Origin of the sequence: Rhodococcus sp. OK302, assembly GCF_002245895.1 — a bacterium.
Lineage (GTDB): Bacteria > Actinomycetota > Actinomycetes > Mycobacteriales > Mycobacteriaceae > Rhodococcus_F.
Genome location: NZ_NPJZ01000001.1, coordinates 4076845 through 4103410, shown reverse-complemented (window position 1 = coordinate 4103410; position 26566 = coordinate 4076845). Strand labels below are relative to the sequence as shown.

Below are 26566 nucleotides of genomic sequence, written 5' to 3'. Positions count from 1 at the left end.
GATCCGGTTTACTTCAGCGAACGGAGAGTGCAGTGTCCGATGTAAATGGAGACCTCCCCATTGATGGCGCACATACAAATCGATCGCATGTCGGTGAAGCGATCGCCGACGAACGTAGTTACCCCGGATGCATTCTGATCGGGCTTGGTCTTGCGGCGCTCGGATTAGCTTTGGTAGCAGCCGGTTACGGATTTCGCGGATGGGCACTTGTTGCAGGGATTGTGTGCGCGGTGTCCTTCGCATTCGGCGTGTTTGCTGTCTTGGCGGAGCGTCGGCGCATCAAGCGTCTCGAAGGGCGAGACCTTCTGGAACAGGAAGGTCACTGATTCACACCCGACTGACAGAGTCGATTTGATGGACTCGATCTGAAGGACATTGAAGGGGCCCATCGATGACTGGAAAGCCTGGAATTGCCAACGGAAACGAGCAGATCAACAGGCGGACAATAAGTTACGGGATCTCTGTAGTGGTGACAGTGACTGCGGTAATCATGGCGATTGTATGGCTGGGTGCTCGGCGGGGTGAGTGTGTAGACGTCGACACGTTGATCTGCTCGCGGAAGGACCGCCGTCTGTTGGTCTTCTTGCCAAGCGCGGCGCTGGCACTGGGCACTGTCGGTGCATTCTTGCGAGCTTCGCCGCGATGGCACCGCATGCAGCGCCTGTGCATCAGACCCTACCTAGGATGGATTCTCGCTGGGCTGACTTTGGCGTACGGGGTGGCATCCTTTTCGTTCCTGATCTGACCTTTGGGTAGGGCGAAAGTGGCCGTCGGGCCAGCTAGACCGCTCTCCACCTGCATTCCGCCTGGCATACCCAACCTGAATTCACCCGAAACCTATTGAGCTGATTCACTTTTAGTCCGTTCATTCGGGAATCTTCTAGCCCCTCCGGCACGTTGTTGAACTATGACTAACTACAAAACAGTCAATCCCGCGACAGGTGAAACCGTCAGGGAGTTCGACACTTTGGATGACAGCGGAGTGGAAGCCGCGCTCGCGAAGGTGCATCGCGGCTATCTGAGCTGGAAAAAGTCTGCACCGCAAACGCGCGCACAAGTACTGGGTAGGACAGCCGAGTTGTACATCGAACGCGCCGACGAGTTAGCGCGCATGATATCGCTGGAGATGGGCAAACCGGTTCGCGAAGCAAAGGGTGAAGTGCAACTGTCCGCGGCCATCTACCAGTGGTATGCCGATCACGGGCCGGCGTTGCTCGACGAAGAACACCTTGACGTTCCCGGAGCCGAAGAATCGGTGGTGTACCGGCGCCCCATCGGCGTGCTGGTGGGTGTGATGCCGTGGAACTACCCCTATTACCAGGTCGCCCGGTTCGCAGCGCCGAATCTTATGCTCGGTAACACGATCATCCTCAAGCACGCGTCCAACTGTCCGCAATCCGCACTGTTGATGGAAGAGATCCTGCGGCAAGCGGGTTTACCTGAGGACGCGTACGTCAACGTCTTCGCGAGCAACGAACAGATCGCTGACATGGTCGCCGACCCTCGAGTGCAGGGTGTGTCCTTGACCGGCAGTGAGCGCGCCGGCACCAGCGTCGCGGAAACCGCGGGACGCAACCTCAAGAAGGTAGTCCTCGAACTCGGTGGCTCCGACGTGTTCATCGTTCTCGATTCCGACGACATGGATGTCACAGTCGCATCGGCAACCAAGGCACGCTTGTCCAACGCTGGTCAAGCATGCAACGCGGCAAAACGATTCATCGTCACCGAAGATTTCTATGAAGACTTCACACGCAAACTGACTGCCTCATTCGAATCCGTCTCCGCTGGTGACCCTTCGGAAGAAAGTACAGTTCTGGGGCCACTGTCTTCGAACAGTGCAGTTGACACGTTGATCGAGCAGATCGAGGACGCGGTGTACAAGGGTGCGACATTGCTGACAGGAGGGAAGAAGATCGAAGGTCCGGGCGCATACGTTCAACCCACACTGCTGGCGGACGTCACTCCGGAGATGCGCGCGTACAGCGAAGAACTCTTCGGACCTGCTGGCGTCGTCTACAAGGTGAAGTCCGCGGAAGAGGCTGTAGAGCTTGCCAATTCGTCCGTCTACGGATTGAGTGGGTCGGTCTGGAGCACTGACCTCGACGCAGCGCGCTCGGTTGCTGCCGATCTCGACGTCGGAATGGCGTTTGTCAACGAACACGGCACGACGTTGCCCGGTCTCCCGTTCGGTGGAGTCAAACGATCCGGCGTGGGGCGCGAGCTGGGCCCCTGGGGAATGGACGAATTTGTCAACAAGAAGCTGATCCGCGTCTCCAAGGAGTAACGACCGATACGTCCCCCGACTCTTGTTCCGATGGAGTCGGGGGACATTCGTGCGAGCATCCATCCGAGTGGGTGAATCTCGCCGCTGGTCAGGCGACGAGCCCCTCGATCGTGGCTACGGATTTGGGCTTCGTGCCGACGGGCGCGAAGGTTTCCAGAAGCAGATCCGGGTCCTCGTATCGGGCTGTGCGTGTGAGAGCCTGATGCTGGGAAAGGATGTTGTGCACTTCGTCGCCCGTCGTCGGGTAATCCGAGACCGGGTGCCGCCAGTGCGCTGCCAACAGCACTCCATCGATCGTGAGGTGCTCCGCAACGTCGTCCAGGACGCGCGGAAGAGCGTGCGGTTCGAGGTAGTAACACACTTCGCTGAGAACGATCAGGTCGAATGTGGCGTCCGGCCACGGATCGCCGAGCGCCCAGTGGATGAATGTCACGTCGGGATGGGGAGTTCGCTCCAACCGCGACCGAGCTGACACGAGGGCAGAATCGACGATGTCGGTAGCCAGCAGGCGGTCGCATCGGGGCGCGAGCACGGTGGTGAGGTTGCCGATGGAGCAGCCTGGCTCGAACGCGTGACGGAATCGCGCGCGCGGCAGTATCGCGGCAGTGAGATTGCGTTTGCGGTGCTCGTACCACCGTTCGTCGAACCCCCATGGATCCGGGTTCTGCGCATACATCTGGGTGAAATAGTCGTCAGGCATTCTGCTCATGGGACGAACACCGTTTCGTGGTTGCGTATCAGCCGGGCGAGTACGTGTGGGGGGAGGATGGCCCGGTCCGCCGGGTGCTCCGAGAGATCGCTGATCTGGCTCGCGAACATTCCGGCTGCTGCCCGCTTCGCATCGAGCCTGTCCTTGGTGAGTGCGAAGCTCCGGGCTCGTGGCCAAGGAACTGACGGGTCACCGGGAAAGGACCAGTGCCACAGCCAGATCGGATACTCGACAAGAACCGCTCCGGCGTCGTGCGCAGCGCGTGCCGCGGCGCGGCCGGCGGCCTCATGGTCGGGATGGCCGTCGGTGCGCAACGGGGCTGCGCACCAGTAACCCGCCTGTAAGTAGGAACGGATCCGTGCAGCGAGGGTGTCCTCATGGTCGGCAACTGCCCCGTCCGGCAAGCCCAGGCGGAACGGCGAAGCTAGCCCGAGACATTGTGCGGCTCGGTTGGATTCGTCGCGTCTGCGGGTTGCCAGCTCGTGTGGGGTCACCGTCGGAGAATCGGGGTGGGAGGCATCTCCATCTGTGACGGACAGGATCGTCACCGGCACGCCTCGCGCCGACAATTCGGACGCCCACCCGCCGACGCCCAGGACTTCGTCATCCGGGTGAGGGGCGACTACGACCAGCGCCGGGCACCGCTGGTCGTCCAAGGGATCGAACAGTGTGCTCCCCGCCCAACGACTCTCGGGGTGCCCCCGTCCGCGACCGGTGAACTTTCGAAGCGTTGCGTACTCGTCATCAGTCTGCAACTTCCGTTCGCAAGGCCCGGGCTAAATCAGCGAGGTCTCGTTCGGCGTGACTCTGACGCACGTAGACCGTCAGGTCTGCGACGAGTTGGGCATGCCGGGCATCGTTACATAGGGGTGCGGCACCGAGCGCTCGGCCGACACGGTCGAGTACCTCGCTCACGGAGGACTCGACGACAGCCCGGACCCGTCGTGCCCGGATCTCCCCGGCGTTACGGTCGAGTGGGCGTCGGTCCAGGTCGAGGGCGGCGGCATCGAGGACGCTGCCGGCGGCGTACAGGGCGGCATCGACGCCGCCCAGGTGTGCGAGTCGATGGGGGTCGTCGCTCGTGGTTGCGCGTAGCGTGTCGGCGACTGCCTGAGCCCCGCCGTACCAGCACGCCGCTACGCCGATTGCGCCATGCCAGAAGCCGGGGCGGGTGAGATAGTCGCTTGCAGAACCAACGGGTTCAGCCGGTACTGCGGTGAAATCTACTGCACCAGAATCGCTTCGGGCCATGCCGACGGCAGGCCAGCTGTCCGGTACCGGTTTGATCCCGGCAGTGGAGAGGTCGACTGCGAAAAGTGCCGACTCGTCACCGGAGCGTGCAGTGACGAGTGCGTGAGTGCAGATGCTCGCGCCTGAACACCACAGCTTCCGTCCATCGAGAACAACGCCCTCCGATGTTTTTCGCGCAACAACCACCGCATGTGGAGGGTCGGCTGCCCACACACCCCAGAGTTCGCCGAATCGTGGGCGCGGGCCCGACAGCTCTCGGAGGATGGCGACCGCGTCAGCGTGCGCTTCGAGCATGCGGGCGCCGACGAGGTCGACTCGCGCCGCGTCGGCGAGTTTGTGCCACCGCTCGCGGGAGCAGCCCGATCCAGGGAGTGGCCACTGGGCCGCCTCATCGGGAGTGACCGACGGATGCACCGCTATGGATTTCACGGGTGCTCCGCGACTGCGACTGGACGGTGCGTCTGGGAGTCGTGTTCGAGACCGCGGAGATGATCGCCGAATCCGCCGCGTGCTCGAGGCGTTCTCCGATCGGACGTGGTCACCACATTCCGTTCATCCCACGCGATCCGTGCCCCCGCATCGCGCATCCGTTCCACCAGGTCGACATCTTCCGCGACGGCCAATGGGCGGAATCCGCCGACACGGTGGTAGAGGTCGGCCCGCATTCCCAGGTTGGCCCCGTGGATGTGGCCGTGATTGTTGTTCCCGCGAAGGCGATACGCGTTGTCGTATCGCCGACGGGTCCTCTCCGAATGTGTGGACCAATCGACCCGGACCTTGCCCACGACCACATCGTGGTGTGGCCAGTAGTCAAGTTGGTCGACGTACCACGACTCGGGAACTGTCGAGTCTGCGTCCGTAGTCGTAAACCAGACATCCTCGCGGCCGATGCTCCCGCTGGCGCTGAACCCCGCGGCTCTGGCGGCTCCTACGTTGCCGTACTCCACGACGAGGACGTCCGCGAAGTCTCCGACAGCAAATGCGGAACCATCCGAACATGAGTCGAGCACGACGATAGTCGTCACCGGAATCGGTGCGGAGTCGGCCGCGCGCCGGAGGCTCCGTAAACAGGCCGGCAGCAGTTGCTGCTCGTTATGGGCGGGTATGACCGTGACGACACCCCGCACATTGTGGGGAGATTTCAACAGCATCGACCATTCTCCTTGTTCGATCTACAGGTCCGCAGTGGCGGAACACTTGAACACCGACCGCTCTCCGGCAATGTCTCAGAGTCGACTCCAGACACGATGGGATTTGAGCAATGCGACTACCTGTTCGAGTACCGACGGACCGTCCTCGCCGATGATGATGCCGTCCGACGCAGTGAGCCCAGCGGATTCGAGAAGTACTGTCCCGTCGTTCCATGCGCCGATGACCTTGCCGTGGCGGAACATTTCGGCGAGAAGAATGTCCAGTCGCGGATCCGTCGGCGCCCCGGCAAGAAGAAGCGCATCGAATTCGATCGATCGGGCAGTGTCGAAGGTGCGCGAGACTGCGACAGTGGCTGAGTCCGAGTCCACTGTGCCGCCGTGCGGGCCGATCACCAGCGGCACCATTCCATCGGCGGCGAGAGCGGACACGGCTACTCTGACCCCGGCTAGGTCCGAGTTCTCATCGGCCACGATTCCGACCACCCTGCCGGCAACGGGCCATTCGGCGCCCACCTGAGACAGAGCGGGGCTCGGTGTCGGCGCGTCGTCGAATGGGACGGACGGTTTCGGGGCCGGCAGGCCCAGACCGGCTGCGACAGTCGCGCACAGTTCGGCATCGATGTTTGCGATCACGAGGAGGGTGCGTTCTTTGATCGGTTGCTCGTAGCACTTTCCCAGCTCGAAGGTGTACGCCTGCGCCACATGGGTTTTCTCGATATCACTGAGACTGCTGTAAAAGAGTCGCGCCTGTGAGAAATGGTCGTCGAATGAGGCCGGAGATGCCCGGAGTTTCGTCGCGGCCTCCAGCCCTAGCGGTACGTCGATGAATGCCCCGGACTCTGCGCCGGCCGAGAACGGGCAGCCCCCGTCCAACGAGTTCGGTTTGTACGGGGCGACACCGGAATGAACTGCGCTCTGGTGCATTCCGTCGCGGAACATGTCGTTGATCGGTGCATGCGGACGGTTGATCGGGAGCTGACCGAAGTTGGGGCCACCCAATCTGCTGATCTGGGTGTCCAAGTAGGAAAATAGTCGAGCCTGCAGTAGGGGATCGTCAGTGACGTCGATGCCAGGAACCAGATGGCCGGGGTGGAACGCGATCTGTTCGGTTTCGGCGAAGAAGTTGGTTGGGTTCGCATTGAGAGTCATCACCCCGATCGGCTGAACCGGGGCCAGTTCCTCGGGAACGAATTTGGTGGGATCGAGAAGGTCGATGCCTTCGAACATCTGCTCCGGAGTGTCGGGGAAGACCTGGATGCCGAGTTCCCATTCCGGGTAGGCGCCCGCTTCGATTGCGTCGGCTAGATCGCGGCGATGGAAATCGGGATCGAACCCGTTGATCAGCTGCGCTTCCTCCCAGACAACTGAGTGCACACCCAGTCGCGGCTTCCAGTGGAACTTCACCAGTGAGGTTTCACCGTCGTCGTTGAGCAACCGGAAGGTGTGAACGCCGAATCCCTCCATCATCCGATACGACCGCGGAATGCCGCGGTCGGACATATTCCAGAGAGTGTGTGCGGTGGCTTCGGTGTGTAAGGAGACGAAATCCCAGAACGTGTCGTGCGCGCTCTGTGCTTGCGGAATCTCGCGGTCCGGATGCGGTTTCGCAGCATGAACGATGTCAGGAAATTTGATGCCGTCCTGGATGAAAAAGACCGGGATGTTGTTGCCGACCAGGTCGAAAGTTCCTTCGTCCGTATAGAACTTGGTAGCGAAACCGCGAGTATCTCGCACTGCATCCGCTGAGCCGCGGGAGCCGAGCACTGTGGAGAAGCGAACGAACACCGGGGTTTCGACCGCTCGGCGCAGGAAGCCGGCCTTGGTGACCTTCTCAGCGGCACCGAACGCGCGGAATACGCCGTGTGCTCCGGCACCCCGGGCATGGACTACACGCTCGGGGATCCGTTCGTGATCGAAGTGGGTGATCTTTTCCCTTAATTGATGGTCCTGGAGCAGTGTCGGCCCGCGTGGTCCGGCTTTGAGGGAGTGATCGGTATCGCGGAGGCGCGCGCCTTGCGCGGTGGTCAGATATTCACCCTGCTGTCCGCGTGCGGACTCAGGTCCGTCGACAGTCGTGGCTGTTGCGGTGCGAAGCTGTGGGGAGGATTGATCGGCCTTCGGTGGCAATGGACCGCTGGGCTCGACCGGTTCTTCCAGCGGCGGTGTCGCGGGTCCGGGGGAGCCGGTGATCGGAGGGTTCTTCTTGGCGGGGTTCTTCTCAACCACTTTCTTGGACATGATTCCTCCTCAATTCTCTTGTCGAATAACTCGTCAGAAAAATGTGTCGCTGGCCGCGAAATGGGAGGTTTCAAGCGAGTTTGAGTCCGCCCTCGGCGGCGAAGACCAATCGGCCGTCGTCGAGTGCGATCGCCCACCGCTTCGCCGGTGCCCATTCCCGGCCTGTCCCCGAGGGGACGATGACCGCGTCGGCGAAGTCTTCGATGACGGACCCGATCTGAGTTCTGGCATCGTCGGTTTGAGATTCGGCGGCCGCGATCACCTGGACTCGGGTACCGACGACAATGCCGTTGTCCGAGACCAGTTCCGTGATGACGCCGTCGTTGTCGGGTATGTATCCAATTTCCCCTCGTGCTGCGCCGATGAGTTCTTCGGCCTTGTGCTTTGCCTGGTCGATGAAATCGGCCATGGTGATCTGATCCTCTCTGTTGGGTGACGCGGCCCTACTTGGTTTTTTGTCCCCGGATCGCTCGACGATCGATCCGGCAGTCTCTGGCGTCAATACACCATGTGGTATTTCCTCGGCCGCACGTTGCCGGGAGATTCGGTTGGTGGGTGGGATTCCGAATCAGGTTTCGGGGGTGCCGGGACGCATGTCGGCGACGACGGCAGTTCCTTGGCGTGCGGTACGAGCTCGGTCTGTGCCCGGAGGACCAGGGTGCGGTCACCGAGAATCGTTCCGTCTTTTCGGTCTACCGACTCGAGCATCTCTTGGTAGGTGATTCGCATGGTGCGTCAGTGTCGAACGCATGTACAACGAGGCGGTGCAGGACTGTCAGTGGCAATCGAATAACCTTGTATTGCTCGCTGACCGGTCATGTCTCCTGCGATTACTTGTGTGCAGCGGTCCGAGGAGCAAGTCAGACGAATCGAATATAGCTTATCTATGCCGTCAGAGGAAGATTTAAGAATAGGTGAGAACCCGATCAATCACCTTCTAGGGTTGATCGTCCGGAGCATGAACCGGAACACCGTTGCCGTTCCGGCGCCGATTATCGCGCCGGTGACAACATCGGCCAGTAAGGCACTGACTGTGACGGCGAGGATGATCGCAGTAACGATAACCAAGACGGCATCTGCTGTGTGTTGGCAGCGGCCGGCTTCCGCAGTGACCTTATCTGAAAGATCGATTGCGCTCTTCGTGGTGAGCAGATGCGAAACCGAGCGGAGCGATGTGATGATCGCCCGTGCGCACGGCTGCCACATTGTCACTGGAGTTCGTCCCTGTTGATTCAGTTGATTCTTGTGGTCATCTCCACGGCGATGGGGTCGCCGAAGATGAGTGCGATCGGTAGCTTCAGCTCGGCCGTGCCCAATGTGGAGCTGCGGAAGTGGGCCCCGTGGCTCTGTGTGGACCGAGCGCCAATCAACGTCAACATGCTTGCTCCAACGGTAGGGGTGCGCCAGTATTTTCCATCTACAGTGCGATTTTCCGTACCGTAAATCTATATTAGCTGACATAGATAATTAGCAAGATGCGAGTGAGAGAACTGGCACAGCGGGACCGTCGAATGATGGGCGCACATCCTGAGGCTGGTTGAGAGGGCACTCATCCCAGTGAAGGGGTGCAAATCCACAGTCGTCCGAAAACGACACCGTCGTCGCAACCTCTCATATGGGAGGTTGCGACGACGGCTGGAATGCAAGGTGTGAATGTTCGGTGGGGCGAGCCTACGGTCCGTCATACCCCAATCTCATTGCAATGCAACGTCATCCCGAACACAGCTGCCCGTTCAATCGAGAGTAGAGCGATGGTCGACGATGACCTTGCGAGCAAGGTCCGCGACCTTGACGTTCATCTCCTGAGAAGTTCGTATCAGGGTGTCGATGGCCTTGTCCTCGGATACTCGATGCAATGCCATCAACAGGCCGACAGCCTGGCCGATCTCACGGTTACTCGCCAGGCCTCGCCGCAGCGAATCCGAATCCTCACCTCGCGAAAGTGCTGTGACCGCGACAGACGCGAAAGAAGTCAATACGACCGCCTGGTCGGCTACGTCTTTCGAGAAGGCACCGGGTGTATCGGAGAAGAGGTTGAGGGCGCCAAACTTGCGACGGTCGACCATCAGTCGGAAACCCATCGACCCGCGAATCGGCGTCTCCGACACAGCTTTCTGCGCGAATTCGGGCCACTGATTCGGAGTCCTGAGATCGGATTCGAGTTGTGGGAGGTCCGTTTCGAGAGCGTCGATGCATGGACCTTCTCCCGTGGCGCGTTCCAGTTCGTCTGCGTAAGCGGCAATCTCGTCACTTGCAGCGACAGTGACGTTGGTCTTTCCCCGGCGCAGCATCAAACTGGCATGATCACAACCAGGAATCAACTCGACAGCGGCCGAACAAATTGCGTTGTACACCTCGGCGCTATCCTCTGCGGAGTAGAGAATCTGTGCCAACGCCGCGAACACCGCTGCGGGTTCTTTCAGTGTGTTATCGAGCCCAGCCATCGCCATACACCTCGGGTCTTCCGTTCATCCAAACGTGCATCGAACGGTTCGAATTCTACGTTCTCGCTGTTCGCGGGCTACCGCAGCGCGGCTTTGCCGGGGGCAAGTGGGGTCTCGTTTGGCACAGCGTTAAGCGCAGGCATCTCGAAAGATGTCTGCGCAGACCAACTTGTTGGGTTCATGCTGGTGGGGCGCTCCGACCGACTGCGATCAGAGCGCCCCACCAGGGCAGCATTTATGTGGTGGTTCAATACCAGACTTTGCGGCCGCCCACCGCGCGTCCAGTGGTGCCGAGGAGTGTCAACACTGCGCCCACGACCACCAAGATGATGCCGATCGTGGTCAGAATGCTGATCGTTGTGAAGTAACCGACCAATGCCAATATGATGCCCAGGACAATCATGGTGAATCCTCGTCTTTCGTTGTGCCGGAAGTTTCTTGATCTACTGATTGCGTAAACCGGGACCGATTTATCGGTTCACCGGACTCGGCAAGTGATTGAGGTGCTGCTCAGTTGGTCAACTTGTTCTTGAGATCGCTTGCAGCATCGGAGATGTCGTCGCCAACCTGTTTGGTCTTGCCTGAAATCTGATCCTTGGTGCCTTCGGCGGCGAGGTCGTCGTTGTCCGTCTTGTGGCCGATCTTTTCTTTTGCTTCACCGATGAGTTCTTCGGCCCTGTGCTTTGCCTTGTCGAGGAAATCAGCCATGGTGATCGTGATCCTTTCGGGTAAGTGTTGATCAGCTTCGTTCTTTGCGTCGGTCTGCGATCGATCCAGAGTTGACGGTGCTACCGGTACGTAGTGTGAGATTTTGCCGCGGTACGGGTCAGCGTCGGCCGGCGACGGCTTTGACGAGGAAGAGCAAGATCACCGCGCCGAGTATGCAAGTGAGGAAACTGAAGATCAGACCGCCACCGTTGACGTCGACACCGAGCAATTTGAGCAGGAATCCGCCGATCAGGCCGCCGATGATGCCGACGACGATATTCAGCACGATGCCCATGGAGGCATCGGTTTTCATGATCTTGCTGCCGATCCAGCCGGCGAGTCCGCCGATGATGATCCATCCGATAATGCCTAGGCCGAGCACAATGTGTCTCCTTTGAGTGGTGTAAACAGCTGGTGAGGTGTTATGGATCGGCAAGTGCCGACGGAAGCCGGATCGTGGTCCATTTCAGATCGTCACCTCAATGGGTCGGGCACTGCTTACCTGCGACGTACGATTTGTCGGCCACGCTGAGCGGCTGAACCTCACATCGGATTCTCGTGAGCGAGTGCCCGGTAGCTCTTGGCGCCGGCTCGGTCCACTGCTGCTTTCACTACTGCAAAAATCGCTCCCTGCAGCGCTGCCGCAATCAGCACTTCTTTGCTCGACCTGCTGAGGTCTTGTGGATCAGGGGCATTTTCGTTGTGTCCGAGGCGCTTCCAAACCTGCTGGAACACCGCCCCGGCGGCGATCCCACCAAGAACACTCGTTGCGAGTGAAAGTGGTCTGTACATCGCTTTGGGCATTGCACTCATTGCGTGAATTCCTCTGTCGTTTGAGTATGGTCGTTTTCCGAATACCTGCGTCAAACAATCTGGAAATGAACAACTTTGAGACATCTCCCAGCGTTGCGTACTGGGGGATACCAAGCGTTCTCGAGGAACCGGCCGGCTCGACGCGAGCACGGTGTGCGTGTGAATTTCCGCGACACGCTTTGCATTCCCCGGCTATGACGCGATCACATGAGCTCTTGAAGCTCTGTAGTACCTGCTCGAGTTCGTCACACCCGTGTTTGTGCTGATACGGGTGGCGTCTCGTCAGAGGGAGGCGATCGCTGAGGCGCCGAGCAATGTTCCCACCACAATCGAACCCAACAGCAACCGTTGCTGTAGTTGGAAGATGCGATGTTCGCGTTGCGGCATGGTTGGGGGTCTCCTCACATATCGGTGGTAGTCGGTCAGTCGAACCCGGAAGTAGTGGTGGGCTCAGTTTTGGCGGGCCTTATCGGCTGCGCCGAGCTCCGTCGAACTTCCTTCATGCACAAGGCTTCCGCCGGAATTCTCGAGGTGGGCTCGAACGAACCATTGGAATTTTTCCAACTGAGCGCTCTGGCCGATCAACATGTCTTCGGTGATCGGATCGATCTTTCCGACGGATTCGATCGCTGCACGGCAGTCGGTGATGACGCCGGTGTACACGAGGTCCAGGGCGGCGAGGTGTGCGCTGGCGTCGTCACGGCCGACGGAGTAGTCGTCCCAGGTGCGGTCGGCGGCGATGGCGCCGGCGGTTCCCTTGGGGGAGTTGCCCAGTGCAGCGATTCGTTCGGCGACGTCGTCGGCGAATCCGCGGACCAAATCAACTTGAGGGTCGATCATTTCATGTACGCCGATGAAGTTCGGGCCCACGACATTCCAGTGAATGTGTTTGAGAGTCAGATGCAGATCGTTGTAGGCGCTGAGTCGTTCCTGAAGAACTGCGGCGACACTCGTGCCGTCTTCAGTGCTCAGTCCCGGTACCGTGAAATTTGGCATGTGTCTTCCTCTCGTTGCAATCGCGAACTGTTCGCACGGTCTCGTGCGGTAGTTGCGGTGTCAAAGATCGTGTCTGCCGATTCAGTCGACCGCTTCAGTCGACGCTGTCGGCCACTCCTCCGATATGGGATCCCCGAACATCAGCGCGATTCGGTGCTTGAGTTCAGCCGTCGCCAAGGTGGAGCTTGCGGAGTTGATCTCGCCGTTCTGAGCGGGCGGGATGTCGATCGTCGTCATCTTGCTCCCGTGGTGGAGGGGTGTGTGCGGAGGGAATCGGGTGAACGGCTCCCCTTCGGCGTCGTGCTCTGCAGACTCACAGCACCCGAATGTGTATGCGATTCCGTAGGTCTGCGTCGTTCTAGGCGCCCTAAAATCTATACCAGCCGATGCAGATAATTAGCAACACCGAAAGAGGGAAAATTGACGTTCGGGGATTGCCTGAACGCCAAATTTTTGGCCTTGATCAGCCAATATGCCGAGAATTCGAAGAATTGAAATCTGATAATCCTGATCCGCCGATATGAAACCTATGTCTTGGCGGCTAGATTCAATGCCCTCGGATGCTAAGGTCGTGTGGTCGCCGATTACGCCTGGGAGGTTTGCAGTGACGTTGGAGTCTCAGTCACGTTCGCTTCGCGGCGTATACGGGATCTCGGTGATGTCTGAACTGTCCGGAGTTGGGCCGCAGACCTTGAGGCTCTATGAGCGGCGAGGGTTGTTGACGCCCACTCGCACTGACGGCGGAACCCGTCGGTACAGCGAATCGGATCTGGACATGCTGGCTCGCATCACGGCGTTGATCGATGACGGCGTGAATTTGGTCGGAATCCGGTTGATTCTCTCGCTCGAAGCCGAGAATTCAATTCTTGCGGCGCGGATCGCTCAGTTGAGCGAATCGGCTGACGGTCAGGCTTGATCTCCGAGGTCGTGGACATCAGCTGATGTCGACGTTTCGGAACGGCTGATGTCCCCGAAGTTTGCGTCGGCAACGATCTTGTTTCCGTCGGCTTCAAGGGATTCGAGCGCGGAATCGAAAGCGTCGATGAGCCATTGGTGGCTTGCTTCGGCGAGGAGTTGATCCGATTCACCGGCGATATTGGCCTGAATGAAGCGAACCCTCCAGGAGTCGCTGGATTCAGGTTCGTCAGACAATCCGAGGCGTGTGTTGGTGGCGACGACGTAGCGGTTGTATTCCAGATCGACACGGATCGCGTAGTCGCCGGCCACATTGACAACGCTGGCGGGGCGATGGGTAGCTGCTGCCAACGCAATCAGCGCATCGTTGTATGTTTCGGAATGTTTCACCGTGAGGGGCATGGCCTGCCTATCTGTTCGACGTGGCCGATGCAGCATCGCATGGCCGGGGTGAAGGCAGCCCATCGCCGCAGCTTGACGAAGAACTGAAATTGATCCTATCCCAGATGCGTGTTGCCCGATTTCGGCGGTATCGGGTGATCAGGGCTGAATCCGCAGAGAGGCTCTCAAGGCCTATTGGCTACAGGATACTCGAGCACTCGACCGTGGGTCCGTAGCTGCGCTGTCGAAGTCCACACGTCATTGTGGCATTGCCGACGCCATCCGCACATGACGAAGCCGCCGGCCCCGTAGGGAGTCCAGCGGCTGTGTCAGCGCCGGTATCCGCCTTGCGCCTCTCGGCAAGTGGCCGCTCGAAGCGGCATTTCTGGGGTGGTACCCGGGGCAATGGATCGGACACCGACAGCCTGTACAACGGCCAGATTCGACGGGTTATTCCACTCGTGGAGCTTCCGTGCGCGCGTTGCCCCTGACACCGCTCGGTGAGTTGCCTAGGCTAGCTGTGAAATCCAGCCCGGCACCGAGGAGACACTCCATCACTAATAACTCGCTACTCGAGCTTCGTACCGTCCGGAGTGCATCATGAGTCCCACTGTGTCGTCTACAGGTTCGGTTCTTGTAATCGGAGCGGGCATCGCCGGCCTGACCGCAGCACGCGACCTGGTTCGGCTCGGGCGTCAGGTGACGGTGCTCGAAGCACGCGAGCGTGTGGGTGGCCGACTGTGGACCGATCGCACGCGGCCCGAGATGCCACTGGATCTGGGTGCATCGTGGATCCACGGCATCGAGAAAAACCCCGTAACGCAACTACGCGACGAGTTCGGTCTGCCCACCGTGGTGCTCAACCAGAACCTGATCACCACCTACAGTGGCAGCCGGCACCTGGACCCGGCAGCGATGAACGCGTACGGCATCGACTTCGAGGGTGTCATGACGGCGATACAGGAGCTGGCCGGACAACCACGGTTCGCGAACACCTCCTTCGCCGCTGCCGTCGAATTGGTGCTGCCGCAGTTGGGGCTGAGCGACATTCGCGCCGACCTCATTCGAAACACCGTCCGACACTTCGTCCAGGACTCCTTCGGCGCCGACGCCGATCAAGTTCCCCTGTGGGTTGGGCAGCACCATGACAGTCATGGCGGTGACGAGGTGGTCTTTCCTCGCGGCTACGACGAGATCGCGACCCGGCTAGCCGAGAACCTCGACGTTCGGTTGGGGCAGGTTGTCAATCGAATTGCGTACAGTGCCGCCGGTGTTCGGGTGCACACCGACAACGATATTTTCGACGCCGACCATGTGATCGTCACCCTTCCACTGGGCGTATTGAAGGCGGGCTCCGTTACTTTCGACCCGCCCTTGCCCACAGCGAAACAAGCGGCGATTGGACGCCTCGGTATGGGCGTCTACAACAAGCTGTATCTGCGTTTCGACGTTCAATTCTGGGACGACGCCGAGATGATCGGCCAGTTCGGTTTGCCGGACGATCCGATGGCCGCATGGTTTCCGCTTCAAACGGTGGCCGGTGTTCCCCTGATCGTTGCGCTGCGCGGCGGCTCGGTCGCGCGCCGCATCGAATCCCTCGATGATGCCGCCACCGTTGCTGAAGGGATGCGTGCCTTGCGTGTCATCTACGGCGAGCGCGTGCCTGAACCGTGCGACTACCAGGTGACTCGATGGTCGACGGACCCTTACGCGCGCGGTTCCTACTCGTATCCCGGGATCGAGTCGACGCCTGACGACCGAGCAATCGTCGCCGAACCGATCGGAAACCGAGTCTTTTTCGCCGGTGAAGCCACACATGCCACCGAATCCTCCACCGTCCACGGGGCGCTGTTGACCGGTCAACGCGAGGCCGACCTCATCTCGAGAATCGGATGATCACGCCCGAAGTCGGTTGCTGCTCGTGTATGTGGTCCTCGGTGGCATCGCCGCTGTCTGCCCGATAGGTTTACGCCGTGCCTATCTCCGTGCTGATTGTCGACGACCAGGAACTGATGCGGATGGGGCTGAACATGGTCCTCGGTGCGCACGAGGATATTTCTGTCGTCGGCGAAGCTGGGGACGGGGCTGCCGCGGTTACGGCGGCAATTTCCCTGAAACCGGATGTCGTCCTGATGGACGTACGGATGCCGATCGTCGACGGCGTCAGGGCAACGGAACAGATTTTGGCGTCGGGAATCGAATCCCGAGTGCTGGTGATGACAACCTTCGATCTGGACGAACACGCACTCGGAGCATTGCGCGCCGGGGCCAGTGGATTCCTACTCAAGGACACACCGCCCGAAGACTTGGTCTCGGCGATCCGCAGTGTTGCCGCCGGCGATGCCGTCGTATCACCGAAGGTGACGCGGCGATTACTGTCGCGATTCATCGTCGACGGACCGGCACCCCGGCGTGATCCGATCATTCTCGACGTCTTGACCGAGCGTGAGCGTGAGGTTCTCGGCCAGGTTGCGACGGGACGATCGAACACAGAAATCGCGCAGCAACTATTTCTTTCCGAATCGACGATCAAGTCTCATATCGGCCGAATTCTGACAAAGCTGGATCTCCGTGACCGCGTTCAAGCGGTGGTGCTGGCCTACGAGACCGGATTGGTGACTCCGAGCGCGTAGGCCAGCAGTCGGTCACGCGTCGAAAGTTCCGACCGTCGGAAGTACGGTGCAGGACTTTCCGTCGGTGTAATCGACTTTGCCGAAGATTGACGCGAGTACCTTGCCGTTTCCGGTGTCGACCACCTTGGACAGCATGGGCGTACCCAAGATGGGGATCGAGTCGTCCAACGGGACGATGCCGCTCTTGAACGTGGTGGTGTTGAGCCATGCGACGCTCAAGCCGGATGTCTTCGGTATTGCAAGGTAGGCGGGCAGCGCCTGGAAGCGGAGCTGGTCATCTTTGATCGCTGGTAGTGGGAAGTTCGGGCCTGCTTGGGCGGTGCTGAGCGTTACCGTCGCCATTTGGCCGTCGAGACCACAACCCAACGTCGGAGCTGGATACATGAAGTTCTGAGTTTCGGTCTTGGCGATTGCCGGAAGGCCCAGCGCATCGGTGATCTGGTCGACGGCTGCCTTGCCGATCAGTTGCTGGATGGCAGTGGTCGCATCGGGGGAAATTGCGGTGGCCTGTGCAATCAATGCGCCAAGGTCGAAAGGTGCGGCGGGTTCGGCGCCTGCAGTGCCCGCGCTGATCATCGTGGATCCTGCGGTCAGGGCTACGACGGCGGCGGCGCCGACCAGTGCTGTGGGAATGCGGCGGGCGAGCTTCTTGCCGGGGAGTCGGCTCATGTCGGGCTCCTTCACGTTGACGGCCGACGAAATCCGGCCTGAAGCGACTCCACCATGTGCAGAGTCTAAACGTCAACTTGAGGGTTAGAATCGTTAGCGGAGCGTTAGTTAACGGCAAGCACCACCGCAGCGGCAGATTGTGACCCACAGCATGGAATCGGTGCACGCTCTCACTGCATCTCGGGAGAAAAATCGCGGTCTCGTACGTTGTATCCCTAGACAGTCTGAAAGGGGACGTCCATGATTGCCGCCGTTTTCCTGCTTTACGTCATCGTTGAGATCGCCGCACTGGTCCTTGTAGGCAACGCCATCGGTATCGCCTGGACGGTTCTGCTGTTCCTTGCGGGCTCGCTGGTCGGGTTGGTGCTCATGCGTTCGCAGTGGCGAAAAGTCATGGACGGATTCCGCAAAGCAACACGCGGCGAAGGTTCGCCCTCGCTCGCCGTCGCTGACGGAGCCCTGGTTGCAGCCGGATCGGCATTGATGTTCGTCCCCGGCCTTGTCACGTCCGTCTTGGGTCTGCTACTGCTGATTCCTCCGACGCGTTGGGCATTGCGTCCGCTGGCAGTCCTTCTGGCGGGCAAGCGTGCGGCAGCCTTCGCGGCCGGCGGCGACGCCTTTGCCGGAACGGTGGGCTACGCAGCGCGGATGCGCGGCAACGGTGAGGTCATCGACGGAGAAATCATCGTCGAAACACCTACCGCCACCACCGAATATGTGAGCAGCAACGGCAAGGAACTTGTCCTCGAAGGTGAGATTCTCGACACGGATACACCTACCCGTTCGCGAGGGCCGCAGTACTAGCAGGCAGACTTGGCGTTCGTGACTACTCGTCTGCTGGTCAACGGCCGGATCTACAGTTCTTTTGCACCTGACGCGACCTCGCTCGCCATCACCGACGGCATCGTCGTCTGGGTGGGCGAGGACCGCGCTGGACGTGCACTTCATCCCGACGCGGAAATCGAGGATCTGGGCGGTGCGTTTGTCACCCCAGGTTTTGTCGACACTCACGTCCACATCACCGCGTTGGGTCTCACCATCGTCGGACTCGATCTGGTGGGAACAACGTCGCTCGACGAATGCCTCTCGCGGGTAACGGCATTCGCCGACGCTAATCCTGACGCCGTCATCTGGGGTCACGGTTGGGACGACACCGAATGGGCGCAGCCCACCGCGCCGTCAACAGCCGATCTCGATGCCGCCGCACCCGGCCGCAAGGTGTACCTCTCTCGGATCGACGTGCACTCGGCAGTGTGCTCGAGTGCGTTGCGCGACGGGATCGAGGGGCTCACCTCCCAGGCCGGGTACTCCGCAGATGGTCCGCTCACTTTCGACGCCCACCACCTTGCGCGCGCTTCGGCTCGCAATCTCCTCACCGCTGAACAACGCAGTGCCGCCCGCACCGCAGCACTTGATCTGTGCGCATCACGCGGAATCGTCGCAGTCCACGAGTGCGGTGGCCCGGATATCTCCGGTCTCACCGACTTCCAGGAACTCCTCGCGCACGACCACGGCGTCGAGGTTCGCGGCTACTGGGGCGAGCACGTCACCACGGCAGAAGATGCACGCGCACTCCTCGACAAGACCGGTGCTCACGGACTCGGCGGCGACCTCTTCATCGACGGTTCCCTCGGATCCCATACGGCCTGGTTGCTCGAACCCTATGCAGATCAGCCGGATTCGACGGGTAACGCCTACCTTGACGTCGACGCTATCGCTGCACACATCCGCGCCTGCACGCTCGCCGGAATCCAAGCGGGCTTCCATGCCATCGGTGACGGCGCAGTGTCTGCGGCCGCGGCAGCATTCCGTCAGGTCGCTGAGGAACTCGGCGGACCCAAGGTCGCCGCTCTCGGGCATCGCCTCGAGCACGCCGAGATGATGTCGATCGCCGACGCCGAAACATTTGCGACAGTGGGCGTCATCGCGAGCGTCCAACCGGTTTTCGACGCACTGTGGGGCGGAACCGACGGCCTGTACGCAACGCGTCTGGGCGCCGAGCGCGCGGTCGCTCTCAATCCGTTTGCCCCGGCAGCTGCCAAGGGTGTCTCACTGGCATTCAGTTCCGATGCGCCCGTCACTCCGGTTGAACCGTGGGCGATGGTCCGGGCCGCAGTGCATCACCGCACCGACGGCAGCGGCATCTCACCGCGCGCAGCCTTCTCGGCGGCGACTCGTGGCGCGTGGCGCGCCGGAGGAGTTCGCGACGGAGCAGCCGGAACGCTCAATCCGGGTGCTCCGGCGTCGTACGTCATCTGGGAAGCCGGCGATCTCGAGGTGAGCGCACCCGCCGATTCGGTGCAGCGCTGGTCCACCGATCCGCGCTCACGGGTTCCGGCGTTGCCGCGACTGAGCGACGACGCTCCAGCCCCGGTGTGCGTTCGATCGGTGCATCGCGGACGCGTCGTTTATGAGCGTTGAACAGTCGACCGGTGAACGCACGCGGCTAGTCGAGGTGCTCACCGGTTCGATGTGGTTGCGCTCGCTGTATTCGGCGGCCGGCGGGTATCTGATCTTCGCGGGATTTCCGCCTCGGCCTCTGTGGTTTCTCGCGCCGATCGGTATCGCACTGCTGACCTGTGTGCTGACCAACTTCGGCCGCGGGGGACTGCGCCTGCGTGCAGGTTTCGGATACGGCTACCTCGCCGGCCTCGGTTTCCTGGTGCCGCTACTGCCGTGGATCGGTGTGTTTGTCGGCGCCGTGCCATGGATAGCGCTCGCTGCCGTGGAATCGCTGTTCATCGGACTGTTCGGGCTGCTGGCCGTACTGGTGTCGCGGTTGCCGTGGGCGCCGCTGTGGATTGCTGCCGTGTGGACATTGACGGAATGGCTCAGATCCAGTGTTCCGTTCGGCGGCTTCCCCTGGGGCAGGCTCGCATTTGGTCAATCCGAAGGGTGGCTGCTTCCGCTCGCGAGCATCGGCGGTGCGCCGCTACTCAGTTTTGCGGTGGCACTGACCGGAACCGGGTTGGCCGCAGTAGCGATTGCGGTTGCTGCCAAACATTGGCACCGAGGATTTTTCGGCGCTGTTGCGGCTGCGATCGTTCCCGTCATTCTGGCTGGCGTCGTCGCACCGTTTCTCGCCACGATGGATTCCGGTGATCGCACCGTCACCGTCGCAGCTATTCAGGGCAGCGTGCCGCGGTTGGGACTGGACTTCAACTCGCAACGCAAGCAGGTTCTCGACAACCACGTCGCCGAAACTTTGAGGTTGGCGGCGGAAGTCGACGCCGGACGCGTCAAACAACCCGACATCGTCATCTGGCCCGAGAATGCCTCCGACATAGATCCGTTGCGCAACATCGATGCGGCAGCTGACATCACCCGCGCGTCCGTATCGATCGGTGCGCCGATTCTGGTCGGCACTGTGCTCGTCAATGCCGACCACACGACCACGAACTCCGTGATCGTCTGGGACGGAAACAAAGGCCCGCAGGAGCAGCACGACAAGAAGATCATCCAACCGTTCGGCGAGTACCTGCCCTACCGAGACTTCTTCCGGAAATTCTCGGAATACGCAGACCGTGCCGGCAACTTCGTCCCCGGTGACGGCAACGGTGTCGTCCAGGCCGCAGGCGTGCCGATCGGTATCGCTACCTGCTACGAGGTGGCATTCGACCGGGCGTTCCAGGAATCCGTTCGCAACGGAGCGCAACTCCTCGCCGTACCGACCAACAACGCCACCTTCGGCGACACCGAGATGACGTACCAGCAGTTGGCGATGTCCCGCGTGCGGGCCGTCGAACACGGCCGCGCCGTTGTCGTGGCAGCCACCAGTGGCGTCAGCGCGATCATTTCTCCCGACGGTTCCGTAACCTCGCAAACCGATCTTTTTGTCCCCGAATTCCTCGTTGCCGATGTACCGCTGTCGACTGACAAAACTGTGGCTTCGCGCGTGGGCCCCGCACCTGAGGTACTGCTGTGCCTCCTCGCGGCGGGCGCAATCGTGATGGCAGTGATTATCCGGCGTCGTGAACGCACCCTTCCCGAAACAGGAGAGCAGCAATGACCGAGGTAGGTAAGGGTTCCAAGACCGATCTGCTCGACGCGAGTTACACCATCGCGATCGGCACCGGCGGTGTCGTGGACATTGCGGCAGTTCTGCTCGGCGCCGACGGGAAGGTTCGCACCGACGATGACTTCGTGTTCTTCAACAATCCGAAAGCGCCGGGCGTGGCGCTCGTTTCGGATGAGGCAATCACCGTCGACCTCGCTGCACTTCCGGCCGATGTTCACCGCGTCCTGATCACCGGCAGTACCGAGGCGCAGGGCAAGAACTTTTCCGATGTGGCGTCGATTCAAGTGGACACGCGCGGGGCCTCGCAGCAATTGTCTTTTGTCCCAACAGGTTTGACTACCGAAACCGTTTTGCAGTTGGTGGCGTTGTATCGACGCGGCACCGGGTGGCGTCTCGACGCCGTCGGGCAGGGATACAGCGCCGGGTTGGCAGCCTTTGCCGCCGAACACGGTATCGACGTCGATGACGACGAACCGAGCAGTGCTGCGGAACCGGAACAGCCCGCAGCCAGTCCGGCGCCGACCATCAGCTTCGAAAAAGTGTCCGTCAGCCTCACGAAAGACTCTCCGGACAAGACTGCGCGCATTGACCTGCGTAAAAGTCAGGGCGACCCCAGTTGGGTCTTGACCGTGGGTCTGGAATGGGACGGCCGCGGCGCAAAATACGACGACAACGGCAAGGTCAAGAAGTACGGCGAAGGCGACCTCGACGTGTACTTCTTCTGCCGCAACGAGGACACCAACGACTACGTCGTGATCAGCGGTGAGCCGAATCATCGTGGCGGACTGGAAACCTGGCCGCACATCTACCACTACGGCGACAGCGCGGGACCCGGTAAGGGCAAGAAGGCTGCCGTCGAGCAGGTTCGCGTCATTCCGCACGAGAACGGCGATCTGCTGGTCAACGTGTATCAGAGCGTGGACAACGGGGCCGGCGCCATCGACACCTTCGGTAAGCCTCGCGTCGCAATCCGCTACGGCAAGGCTGGCAAAGATGGACTGCCTGGCCCTGACGCCGATGAAATTCTTGTCTTCGTCGGCAACGGCAAGAACTCGTTCTGGGCGACCATCGCGCACATCGATGTCCAAGACGGCGTTCTGACCGTCGACGGCGAGACTCGATACAGCAAAACGCTCAGCGAACGGATGCCTGGTCTGGACACCGACGGCCAATGGATGCAGCGTCCCAAATCGGGTCCGAAGGGTCGAAGCAAGAAGGCGAACAAGGGCGTCGGACTCGACAAGTACTCCGGCCAATGCGAACCGGCGCCGAAGAAGCGTCGCTGAGGCAGGACTCGCCTAGCCGGGAATATCGGTCCACTGAGCTTCTTGTTCGGGCGTAACCGGGATCGGGTGCACGATGCGCTCGGTCACCGGTAGTGCTTTCACGGCCTCGATGGCTTCCCATTTGAATTCACCGCACCGTCCCAACGGGAGCGCCGGCCGCATTCCGAGTCCCTGATCGTCGATCAGCCATACGGTCGGTGGCATTGGCTGATCGACGTGACAGGTCATGTCTCTTGGATCCGACGGCACCGCGTAGGCAGCCAGAACAGCAGTCAGATCGCCGCGGTGACGCATTTCGACCAGGGAAAGTGCGTGATCGACAACCCCGACAGACCTGTCGAATTCGCAGATGACCGCGCCGGTGGGAACGAAGCCGTCCGGGATGACGGTCAGTTCGGGAACCTGCACACCGTTGCGAACTGAATCTGTCAGGTTCTCGGCGATTTCTCTTTGTGGTGGTGACTGTTGCACTTTCTGGGTATTCGGCGGTGGAAGTCCACCCCGAATGAACAGAGGCAACGTCCATGACCGAAGTGCAGAACGCCGTCCGCAAGCCCAGCATTGTCGATTCTGTTCTCAAATCTCCGCTCGCCGGATTGGCGCCGTGGATTCTGCTGTCGTTGGTGTCCGGACCAGGCCGATTCGAGGCTTCCGCCGCAGCGGCGCTCGGGTTGACGCTGCTGATCGCCGCTGCGAGTCACCGTCGGGGCAGCAAACTGAAGTTGTTGGGAATGTTCGACATTCTGTACTTCGGGATACTCGCCGCAATTGGTTTGTTCGCGTCGGCCGACACCATCCGATGGTTCGAACTGTGGGGCGGCGAAATGACCAACATCGCCTTGGTGGTCTTCGCATTCGGTTCGATGCTTCTGCGCAATCCGTTCACTATGCAATACGCGAAAGAGTCTGCACCACCGGAAACGTGGACAACACCGCTCTTTCTGCGGATCAACTACACCATCACATTGGTATGGGCACTGTCGTTCCTGTGGTCGGCAATCGTCGGGTTGTACGGTGACGCCGTGTTGGGCTCCAGCGGCAATTTCTGGACCGGGTGGATCCTGCAGTTGGGCGGCATGATCTTCGCAATCTCCTTCACCGAGTGGTATCCGGAGTACGCACCGAACAAAGCGCTCCAAGCACTGGGACTGCCGACTGATCCGCCGCAACCGATCGCTCGACTGTTCGACTTCCTACCGGTTTTTGTGGTCATCACCGGAATTGCGGGATTGGTGACGGATTCGGTGTCCACCGCAGTGGGGATCGCGCTGATTGTCCTCGGTGCGATTGCCTATGTGACCATGTGGCGCATTGCTGCGCGCGTTCTTCCTGAGAGCGACGGAAGCTAGGCCCCTTTGCCTCTAGTGAGCACCCTTTCCAGCGTGCTGGAGACGGTGCTCACTGAGCACAAACGGTGCCAGCTTCGTACCGAGCACGTTCTGGCCGCTCACTACCGCCCTGAACTCCCCGGTGATCCGAAGTTCTCGAGCAGATCGATCGGCGCCCCCGCCTGGATAAACGCGAGCACTGCAATCGCGTCGTTGACCGTGTGAGTGAGGTAGGTGCTGACCGCGTCGGCAACATCGCCGAGGGCACCGGCAGGAGTGATCGTCACCGCGAACGGACGTTCCGCGGTCGGGAGATCAACGGTGACGGTAGCGGTGACGACGGTGTCGGCGGTGTTGGGCAACGCCATCAAGTTGGTGTTGAAATCGGTGACCGGAACGTCGGCTGATGCCGTGCCGACTGGACCGCCCAGGGTGATCGCGACAGCGAGTGCGCCGGTGCCGAGTACCGCGGCGGTCCGGGACCAACGAGTGGGCGCTTCGAGAACATTCACAAACGGACTCCCTTTTCGCGGTGACTGAATCCCTGCACGGGATACAGAGCGGCCGCGAATGCAACCACTATCGAGGAAGATAACGGACATAGGCCGCAATGTGGCGTTGTTCGGTGCGATGTGTTCGGCCGGGTTTCGGAAGCTAGGCCCCTTTTCCTCTAGTGAGCACTGTTTCCAGCATGCTGAAAACAGTGCTCACTGTGCAGAAACGGTGCCAGCTTCGTGCGAGGTGGCTATCTACGAGCCGTAGTTGCCGAGCGATCCGAGCGATCCGGTTGCCGGTGGCGTGTTGTCGGTCATCGCGGCGCCCGGCCGACGGTGATGGGGTTGCCGATGACGGTGTTGGTGTCGGTGTCGATCACCGAGACCGTGCCGGCGCCGATGTTGGTGACGTACGCGTTGCCGTTGGGAGCGATCCTGATCCCGGTCGGTTGGATTCCGACGGTGATGGGGTTGCCGATGACCGTGTTGGTGGTGGTGTCGATGACCGACACTGTGTTGTCAGTCCGGTTGGCGACGTAGGCGCGAGCGCCGTCGGCCGTGATCGCCACACCCCACGGTGCTGCACCGACGCCGATGACAGGGGTGAGGACGGTGTCTGCCGATGCAGTACCGACCGCACCGCCGAGGGCCATGGTCAGGGCGAGTGCACCGGCGCTCAACGCTGCGGCGGCTTTGGGCCACTGTTTGAGCGGATGCGGTCGATTGAGAATTATCACCGACATAGGCCTTTCCAGTTGCAGTCCGCACCGTTGATGGATGCGTAGCGGCGCAGGAAGGCAACCACCGCAACGGCAGATACTGGACATTCACCTCGAAAGTAGTGGCAGCCGGAAATTGGCGTCGAGGAGACAAGGCTCGCGGACCCACTGTTTTCTACCTGTGACGTTTGGTCCCGAGTAGGCCGGGGGATACAGCAAACACTGGCTCATTCATCCGTGCCGATAGTTGTCTTGCGCGATATTCGCGCCTGCCACCTGCCGGCACGGGTGTATGCCTGATTGGTGAAAGTTGTTGGACTGAAATAGTTTCGGAGTGAGTTCGTATCAGAGAAGGGCTCGCAGATGATGTCTGTATCGCAGTACCCCATCCAACGACAAAGACCGCCCGGTAAACAACCGGACGGTCTTGATCGAAGTGTTCGGGAGAGTGCTAGAGAATCAAGCTCCGCGACGCTTGGCCTTGAGGAGATCCATACGCTCCTTGAGGAGTTCTTCGAGTTCCTCGACGGAACGACGCTCGAGCAGCATGTCCCAGTGGGTGCGCGGCGGCTTGACCTTCTTGGCTTCGGGAGCAGTTCCCTCCATGAGGGCACCCTCGAGGCCGTTGCGGCACATCCAGACGCCGGGGATCTCGGCTTCGTCGGCGAACGGGATGTCAAAGATCTCACCGTTGTCGCACTTGTATTTCGCCATACGACGGGGGGCGAGGTCATGGTCACGGTCGGTCTCGTAGCTAACAGCTCCGAGACGGCTACCTCGAAGTACGCGATCTGCCATGGTGGTGTCCTCTCTTCGTTCGTCACCGCTGGTGGGCGCCCGGTGTTGGGGCGTAGACGCTCACACTCATCTACAACGCCACGAGTCCCCGATTGGTTCCCGTGTGGCGAGAAGACGCAACCTCCCCATCTTACCGGGTACTGCACGCGCACATTGAGGGCCTCCGAATCTCGAGTAAAGTGTGCAGACATGACGACCAGCATGCGACCGAGAAGCGCCGGGAATCCCTGCGTCTGGTGCGGTCGTGCGGTTGCGGCGGTCGGAGTCGGACGTCGGCGGCGGTACTGCTGCCAGTCGTGCCGTCAGCGCGCGTATGAGCAGCGTAGTGCTGTGAAAGGCACCGCAATTCCCGCTGACGCTGTCATCTTGACGGCCGGCGAGGCATCCGAACTCGTTGATCGGATGTTCGAAGTGCGCTGCGCTGCGGAAGATGTCGCGACTGCGGTCGCGGAAGGTGCCGATACTGCCGAGCTCATTTCGATGTGTGAGCAGTTGACGGCACTTGCCCGCGAAGCTGAACGTTTCCGATGACGCTAGCCTGGGCAACCAGTTTGTAGCTGTGTGTACGGCACCGCGCCAGTGTGGCGTGCCGGACACATAACGAAACACAACTCAAATCCTTACAGTTCGGACCTTCGGGGAGGTTCGAACTCCGAGCCGACCCGCTTTCACGGTCGATGACCTCACCGGCCGGGCTCACAAGGATCGTTCACATGGTTTCCACTCTCGAT

At 60.6% G+C, this 26566-nt stretch carries 33 protein-coding genes; 11 read left to right on the top strand and 22 right to left on the bottom strand.

Translation table 11 applies throughout. From position 1 onward, the window contains the following. Positions 1 to 32: 32 nt before the first annotated feature. Both BDB13_RS18860 and BDB13_RS18850 read left to right on the top strand, forming a co-directional pair. Positions 33 to 326 (top strand): hypothetical protein, encoded by a 294-nt coding sequence (locus BDB13_RS18860; protein ID WP_094272978.1) that lies wholly within the window; start codon positions 33 to 35, stop codon positions 324 to 326. A gap of 581 nt (positions 327 to 907) precedes the next feature. Next, positions 908 to 2284, top strand: a complete 1377-nt coding sequence (locus BDB13_RS18850; RefSeq protein ID WP_094272976.1) for an NAD-dependent succinate-semialdehyde dehydrogenase — start codon at positions 908 to 910, stop codon at positions 2282 to 2284. 88 nt (positions 2285 to 2372) lie between these two features. On the opposite strand, the gene BDB13_RS18845 is transcribed toward BDB13_RS18850, so the two are convergent. The 16 genes from BDB13_RS18845 to BDB13_RS32175 all read right to left on the bottom strand — a co-directional run bounded on the left by BDB13_RS18845 (position 2373) and on the right by BDB13_RS32175 (position 12831). Beyond that, the gene (locus tag BDB13_RS18845; RefSeq protein ID WP_094272975.1) at positions 2373 to 2993 is read right to left on the bottom strand and encodes a class I SAM-dependent DNA methyltransferase; all 621 of its coding nucleotides are present in this window, start codon (positions 2991 to 2993) and stop codon (positions 2373 to 2375) included. Next, positions 2990 to 3748 (bottom strand): PIG-L deacetylase family protein, encoded by a 759-nt coding sequence (locus tag BDB13_RS18840; RefSeq protein ID WP_094272974.1) that lies wholly within the window; start codon positions 3746 to 3748, stop codon positions 2990 to 2992. The genes BDB13_RS18845 and BDB13_RS18840 overlap by 4 nt, the downstream gene beginning before the upstream one ends. Continuing rightward, positions 3738 to 4673: an acyl-CoA dehydrogenase family protein gene (locus BDB13_RS18835; RefSeq protein WP_254922874.1), complete on the bottom strand. Its 936-nt coding sequence runs from the start codon at positions 4671 to 4673 to the stop codon at positions 3738 to 3740. Before BDB13_RS18835 ends, BDB13_RS18840 begins: the two co-directional genes overlap by 11 nt. Further along, on the bottom strand, positions 4670 to 5395 hold the full coding sequence (locus BDB13_RS18830; protein ID WP_094272973.1) for a glycosyltransferase: 726 nt from the start codon (positions 5393 to 5395) through the stop codon (positions 4670 to 4672). Before BDB13_RS18830 ends, BDB13_RS18835 begins: the two co-directional genes overlap by 4 nt. A 75-nt stretch (positions 5396 to 5470) precedes the next feature. Beyond that, positions 5471 to 7633 (bottom strand): catalase, encoded by a 2163-nt coding sequence (locus BDB13_RS18825; RefSeq protein ID WP_094272972.1) that lies wholly within the window; start codon positions 7631 to 7633, stop codon positions 5471 to 5473. Between the two features lie 70 nt (positions 7634 to 7703). Further along, positions 7704 to 8042, bottom strand: a complete 339-nt coding sequence (locus tag BDB13_RS33830; RefSeq protein WP_254922873.1) for a hypothetical protein — start codon at positions 8040 to 8042, stop codon at positions 7704 to 7706. An 89-nt stretch (positions 8043 to 8131) separates the two neighbouring features. Then, on the bottom strand, positions 8132 to 8362 hold the full coding sequence (locus tag BDB13_RS18815; RefSeq protein ID WP_094272971.1) for a hypothetical protein: 231 nt from the start codon (positions 8360 to 8362) through the stop codon (positions 8132 to 8134). Positions 8363 to 8563: 201 nt separating this feature from the next. Further along, positions 8564 to 8845 carry a hypothetical protein gene (locus BDB13_RS18810; protein WP_141210658.1) on the bottom strand — a complete coding sequence of 94 codons (282 nt, stop codon included), beginning with the start codon at positions 8843 to 8845 and terminating at the stop codon, positions 8564 to 8566. Between the two features lie 20 nt (positions 8846 to 8865). Continuing rightward, entirely contained in the window at positions 8866 to 9012 is a 147-nt protein-coding gene (locus BDB13_RS32185; protein ID WP_176459615.1) for a hypothetical protein, read from the bottom strand. Between the two features lie 354 nt (positions 9013 to 9366). After that, positions 9367 to 10083 carry a GAF and ANTAR domain-containing protein gene (locus BDB13_RS18805; RefSeq protein ID WP_094272969.1) on the bottom strand — a complete coding sequence of 239 codons (717 nt, stop codon included), beginning with the start codon at positions 10081 to 10083 and terminating at the stop codon, positions 9367 to 9369. 241 nt (positions 10084 to 10324) lie between these two features. After that, entirely contained in the window at positions 10325 to 10480 is a 156-nt protein-coding gene (locus BDB13_RS32180) for a DUF6131 family protein (RefSeq protein WP_094272968.1), read from the bottom strand. Between the two features lie 107 nt (positions 10481 to 10587). Beyond that, positions 10588 to 10785 carry a CsbD family protein gene (locus tag BDB13_RS18795; RefSeq protein WP_094272967.1) on the bottom strand — a complete coding sequence of 66 codons (198 nt, stop codon included), beginning with the start codon at positions 10783 to 10785 and terminating at the stop codon, positions 10588 to 10590. A 118-nt stretch (positions 10786 to 10903) separates the two neighbouring features. After that, positions 10904 to 11167, bottom strand: coding sequence for a GlsB/YeaQ/YmgE family stress response membrane protein (locus BDB13_RS18790; protein WP_094272966.1), 264 nt, complete (start codon positions 11165 to 11167; stop codon positions 10904 to 10906). A 161-nt stretch (positions 11168 to 11328) separates the two neighbouring features. Beyond that, positions 11329 to 11598 carry a DUF4235 domain-containing protein gene (locus BDB13_RS18785; RefSeq protein ID WP_094272965.1) on the bottom strand — a complete coding sequence of 90 codons (270 nt, stop codon included), beginning with the start codon at positions 11596 to 11598 and terminating at the stop codon, positions 11329 to 11331. 450 nt (positions 11599 to 12048) lie between these two features. Continuing rightward, positions 12049 to 12594, bottom strand: coding sequence for a Dps family protein (locus tag BDB13_RS18780; protein WP_094272964.1), 546 nt, complete (start codon positions 12592 to 12594; stop codon positions 12049 to 12051). Positions 12595 to 12675: 81 nt separating this feature from the next. Beyond that, positions 12676 to 12831, bottom strand: coding sequence for a hypothetical protein (locus BDB13_RS32175; protein WP_169633588.1), 156 nt, complete (start codon positions 12829 to 12831; stop codon positions 12676 to 12678). A gap of 367 nt (positions 12832 to 13198) precedes the next feature. On the opposite strand from BDB13_RS32175, the gene BDB13_RS18775 reads away from it, so the two are divergent. Continuing rightward, positions 13199 to 13510 (top strand): MerR family transcriptional regulator, encoded by a 312-nt coding sequence (locus BDB13_RS18775; RefSeq protein ID WP_094272963.1) that lies wholly within the window; start codon positions 13199 to 13201, stop codon positions 13508 to 13510. Here BDB13_RS18775 and BDB13_RS18770 read toward each other — a convergent pair. After that, positions 13501 to 13911 (bottom strand): hypothetical protein, encoded by a 411-nt coding sequence (locus tag BDB13_RS18770; RefSeq protein ID WP_094272962.1) that lies wholly within the window; start codon positions 13909 to 13911, stop codon positions 13501 to 13503. The genes BDB13_RS18775 and BDB13_RS18770 overlap by 10 nt on opposite strands. A gap of 579 nt (positions 13912 to 14490) precedes the next feature. On the opposite strand from BDB13_RS18770, the gene BDB13_RS18765 reads away from it, so the two are divergent. Beyond that, a complete protein-coding gene (locus BDB13_RS18765) occupies positions 14491 to 15786 on the top strand; it encodes a flavin monoamine oxidase family protein (protein WP_094272961.1) in 1296 nt (431 codons plus the stop codon). Positions 15787 to 15863: 77 nt separating this feature from the next. Next, positions 15864 to 16523 (top strand): response regulator, encoded by a 660-nt coding sequence (locus BDB13_RS18760; RefSeq protein WP_094272960.1) that lies wholly within the window; start codon positions 15864 to 15866, stop codon positions 16521 to 16523. 12 nt (positions 16524 to 16535) lie between these two features. Here BDB13_RS18760 and BDB13_RS18755 read toward each other — a convergent pair whose 3' ends face one another. After that, positions 16536 to 17192 (bottom strand): hypothetical protein, encoded by a 657-nt coding sequence (locus BDB13_RS18755; RefSeq protein ID WP_094275023.1) that lies wholly within the window; start codon positions 17190 to 17192, stop codon positions 16536 to 16538. Positions 17193 to 17432: 240 nt separating this feature from the next. Here BDB13_RS18755 and BDB13_RS18750 point away from each other — a divergent pair, with 240 nt between their 5' ends. From BDB13_RS18750 to BDB13_RS18735, 4 genes are read left to right on the top strand one after another with little or no spacing between them, the layout of a single operon-like run. Beyond that, positions 17433 to 17996 carry an FxsA family protein gene (locus BDB13_RS18750; protein WP_094272959.1) on the top strand — a complete coding sequence of 188 codons (564 nt, stop codon included), beginning with the start codon at positions 17433 to 17435 and terminating at the stop codon, positions 17994 to 17996. An 18-nt stretch (positions 17997 to 18014) separates the two neighbouring features. After that, positions 18015 to 19613: an amidohydrolase gene (locus BDB13_RS18745; protein WP_094272958.1), complete on the top strand. Its 1599-nt coding sequence runs from the start codon at positions 18015 to 18017 to the stop codon at positions 19611 to 19613. A 49-nt stretch (positions 19614 to 19662) separates the two neighbouring features. After that, complete coding sequence (gene lnt / locus BDB13_RS18740) at positions 19663 to 21201, top strand: apolipoprotein N-acyltransferase (RefSeq protein WP_094275022.1); 1539 nt, start codon at positions 19663 to 19665, stop codon at positions 21199 to 21201. Then, positions 21198 to 22496 (top strand): TerD family protein, encoded by a 1299-nt coding sequence (locus BDB13_RS18735; protein WP_094272957.1) that lies wholly within the window; start codon positions 21198 to 21200, stop codon positions 22494 to 22496. Before lnt ends, BDB13_RS18735 begins: the two co-directional genes overlap by 4 nt. Before the next feature lie 12 nt (positions 22497 to 22508). Here the strand turns inward: BDB13_RS18735 and BDB13_RS18730 are convergent, their stop codons facing one another. After that, the gene (locus BDB13_RS18730; RefSeq protein ID WP_141210657.1) at positions 22509 to 22967 is read right to left on the bottom strand and encodes a hypothetical protein; all 459 of its coding nucleotides are present in this window, start codon (positions 22965 to 22967) and stop codon (positions 22509 to 22511) included. Positions 22968 to 23020: 53 nt separating this feature from the next. On the opposite strand from BDB13_RS18730, the gene BDB13_RS18725 reads away from it, so the two are divergent. Continuing rightward, complete coding sequence (locus BDB13_RS18725; RefSeq protein ID WP_254922872.1) at positions 23021 to 23845, top strand: hypothetical protein; 825 nt, start codon at positions 23021 to 23023, stop codon at positions 23843 to 23845. 101 nt (positions 23846 to 23946) lie between these two features. Here BDB13_RS18725 and BDB13_RS18720 read toward each other — a convergent pair whose 3' ends face one another. The 3 genes from BDB13_RS18720 to BDB13_RS18710 form a co-directional block, all read right to left on the bottom strand. Beyond that, positions 23947 to 24336: a hypothetical protein gene (locus BDB13_RS18720; protein ID WP_094272955.1), complete on the bottom strand. Its 390-nt coding sequence runs from the start codon at positions 24334 to 24336 to the stop codon at positions 23947 to 23949. 296 nt (positions 24337 to 24632) lie between these two features. Then, complete coding sequence (locus BDB13_RS18715; protein WP_254922871.1) at positions 24633 to 25061, bottom strand: YncE family protein; 429 nt, start codon at positions 25059 to 25061, stop codon at positions 24633 to 24635. Between the two features lie 435 nt (positions 25062 to 25496). After that, positions 25497 to 25835: an RNA polymerase-binding protein RbpA gene (locus BDB13_RS18710; RefSeq protein WP_094272953.1), complete on the bottom strand. Its 339-nt coding sequence runs from the start codon at positions 25833 to 25835 to the stop codon at positions 25497 to 25499. Between the two features lie 201 nt (positions 25836 to 26036). Between BDB13_RS18710 and BDB13_RS18705 the strand changes: the two genes are divergently transcribed. Next, complete coding sequence (locus BDB13_RS18705) at positions 26037 to 26366, top strand: hypothetical protein (RefSeq protein WP_374230516.1); 330 nt, start codon at positions 26037 to 26039, stop codon at positions 26364 to 26366. Positions 26367 to 26566 lie beyond the last annotated feature (200 nt).

What these genes read in the sequence shown, in the direction of transcription:
- BDB13_RS18850 (WP_094272976.1), top strand. Translation starts at nt 908, where the DNA reads ATGACTAACTACAAAACAGTCAATCCCGCGACAGGTGAAACCGTCAGG.
- BDB13_RS18845 (WP_094272975.1), bottom strand. Translation starts at nt 2,993, where the DNA reads ATGAGCAGAATGCCTGACGACTATTTCACCCAGATGTATGCGCAGAAC.
- BDB13_RS18830 (WP_094272973.1), bottom strand. Translation starts at nt 5,395, where the DNA reads ATGCTGTTGAAATCTCCCCACAATGTGCGGGGTGTCGTCACGGTCATA.
- BDB13_RS18825 (WP_094272972.1), bottom strand. Translation starts at nt 7,633, where the DNA reads ATGTCCAAGAAAGTGGTTGAGAAGAACCCCGCCAAGAAGAACCCTCCG.
- BDB13_RS33830 (WP_254922873.1), bottom strand. Translation starts at nt 8,042, where the DNA reads ATGGCCGATTTCATCGACCAGGCAAAGCACAAGGCCGAAGAACTCATC.
- BDB13_RS18815 (WP_094272971.1), bottom strand. Translation starts at nt 8,362, where the DNA reads ATGCGAATCACCTACCAAGAGATGCTCGAGTCGGTAGACCGAAAAGAC.
- BDB13_RS32185 (WP_176459615.1), bottom strand. Translation starts at nt 9,012, where the DNA reads ATGTTGACGTTGATTGGCGCTCGGTCCACACAGAGCCACGGGGCCCAC.
- BDB13_RS18805 (WP_094272969.1), bottom strand. Translation starts at nt 10,083, where the DNA reads ATGGCGATGGCTGGGCTCGATAACACACTGAAAGAACCCGCAGCGGTG.
- BDB13_RS32180 (WP_094272968.1), bottom strand. Translation starts at nt 10,480, where the DNA reads ATGATTGTCCTGGGCATCATATTGGCATTGGTCGGTTACTTCACAACG.
- BDB13_RS18795 (WP_094272967.1), bottom strand. Translation starts at nt 10,785, where the DNA reads ATGGCTGATTTCCTCGACAAGGCAAAGCACAGGGCCGAAGAACTCATC.
- BDB13_RS18785 (WP_094272965.1), bottom strand. Translation starts at nt 11,598, where the DNA reads ATGAGTGCAATGCCCAAAGCGATGTACAGACCACTTTCACTCGCAACG.
- BDB13_RS18780 (WP_094272964.1), bottom strand. Translation starts at nt 12,594, where the DNA reads ATGCCAAATTTCACGGTACCGGGACTGAGCACTGAAGACGGCACGAGT.
- BDB13_RS32175 (WP_169633588.1), bottom strand. Translation starts at nt 12,831, where the DNA reads ATGACGACGATCGACATCCCGCCCGCTCAGAACGGCGAGATCAACTCC.
- BDB13_RS18770 (WP_094272962.1), bottom strand. Translation starts at nt 13,911, where the DNA reads ATGCCCCTCACGGTGAAACATTCCGAAACATACAACGATGCGCTGATT.
- BDB13_RS18765 (WP_094272961.1), top strand. Translation starts at nt 14,491, where the DNA reads ATGAGTCCCACTGTGTCGTCTACAGGTTCGGTTCTTGTAATCGGAGCG.
- BDB13_RS18755 (WP_094275023.1), bottom strand. Translation starts at nt 17,192, where the DNA reads ATGAGCCGACTCCCCGGCAAGAAGCTCGCCCGCCGCATTCCCACAGCA.
- BDB13_RS18750 (WP_094272959.1), top strand. Translation starts at nt 17,433, where the DNA reads ATGATTGCCGCCGTTTTCCTGCTTTACGTCATCGTTGAGATCGCCGCA.
- lnt (WP_094275022.1), top strand. Translation starts at nt 19,663, where the DNA reads ATGTGGTTGCGCTCGCTGTATTCGGCGGCCGGCGGGTATCTGATCTTC.
- BDB13_RS18735 (WP_094272957.1), top strand. Translation starts at nt 21,198, where the DNA reads ATGACCGAGGTAGGTAAGGGTTCCAAGACCGATCTGCTCGACGCGAGT.
- BDB13_RS18725 (WP_254922872.1), top strand. Translation starts at nt 23,021, where the DNA reads ATGACCGAAGTGCAGAACGCCGTCCGCAAGCCCAGCATTGTCGATTCT.
- BDB13_RS18715 (WP_254922871.1), bottom strand. Translation starts at nt 25,061, where the DNA reads ATGTCGGTGATAATTCTCAATCGACCGCATCCGCTCAAACAGTGGCCC.
- BDB13_RS18710 (WP_094272953.1), bottom strand. Translation starts at nt 25,835, where the DNA reads ATGGCAGATCGCGTACTTCGAGGTAGCCGTCTCGGAGCTGTTAGCTAC.
- BDB13_RS18705 (WP_374230516.1), top strand. Translation starts at nt 26,037, where the DNA reads ATGCGACCGAGAAGCGCCGGGAATCCCTGCGTCTGGTGCGGTCGTGCG.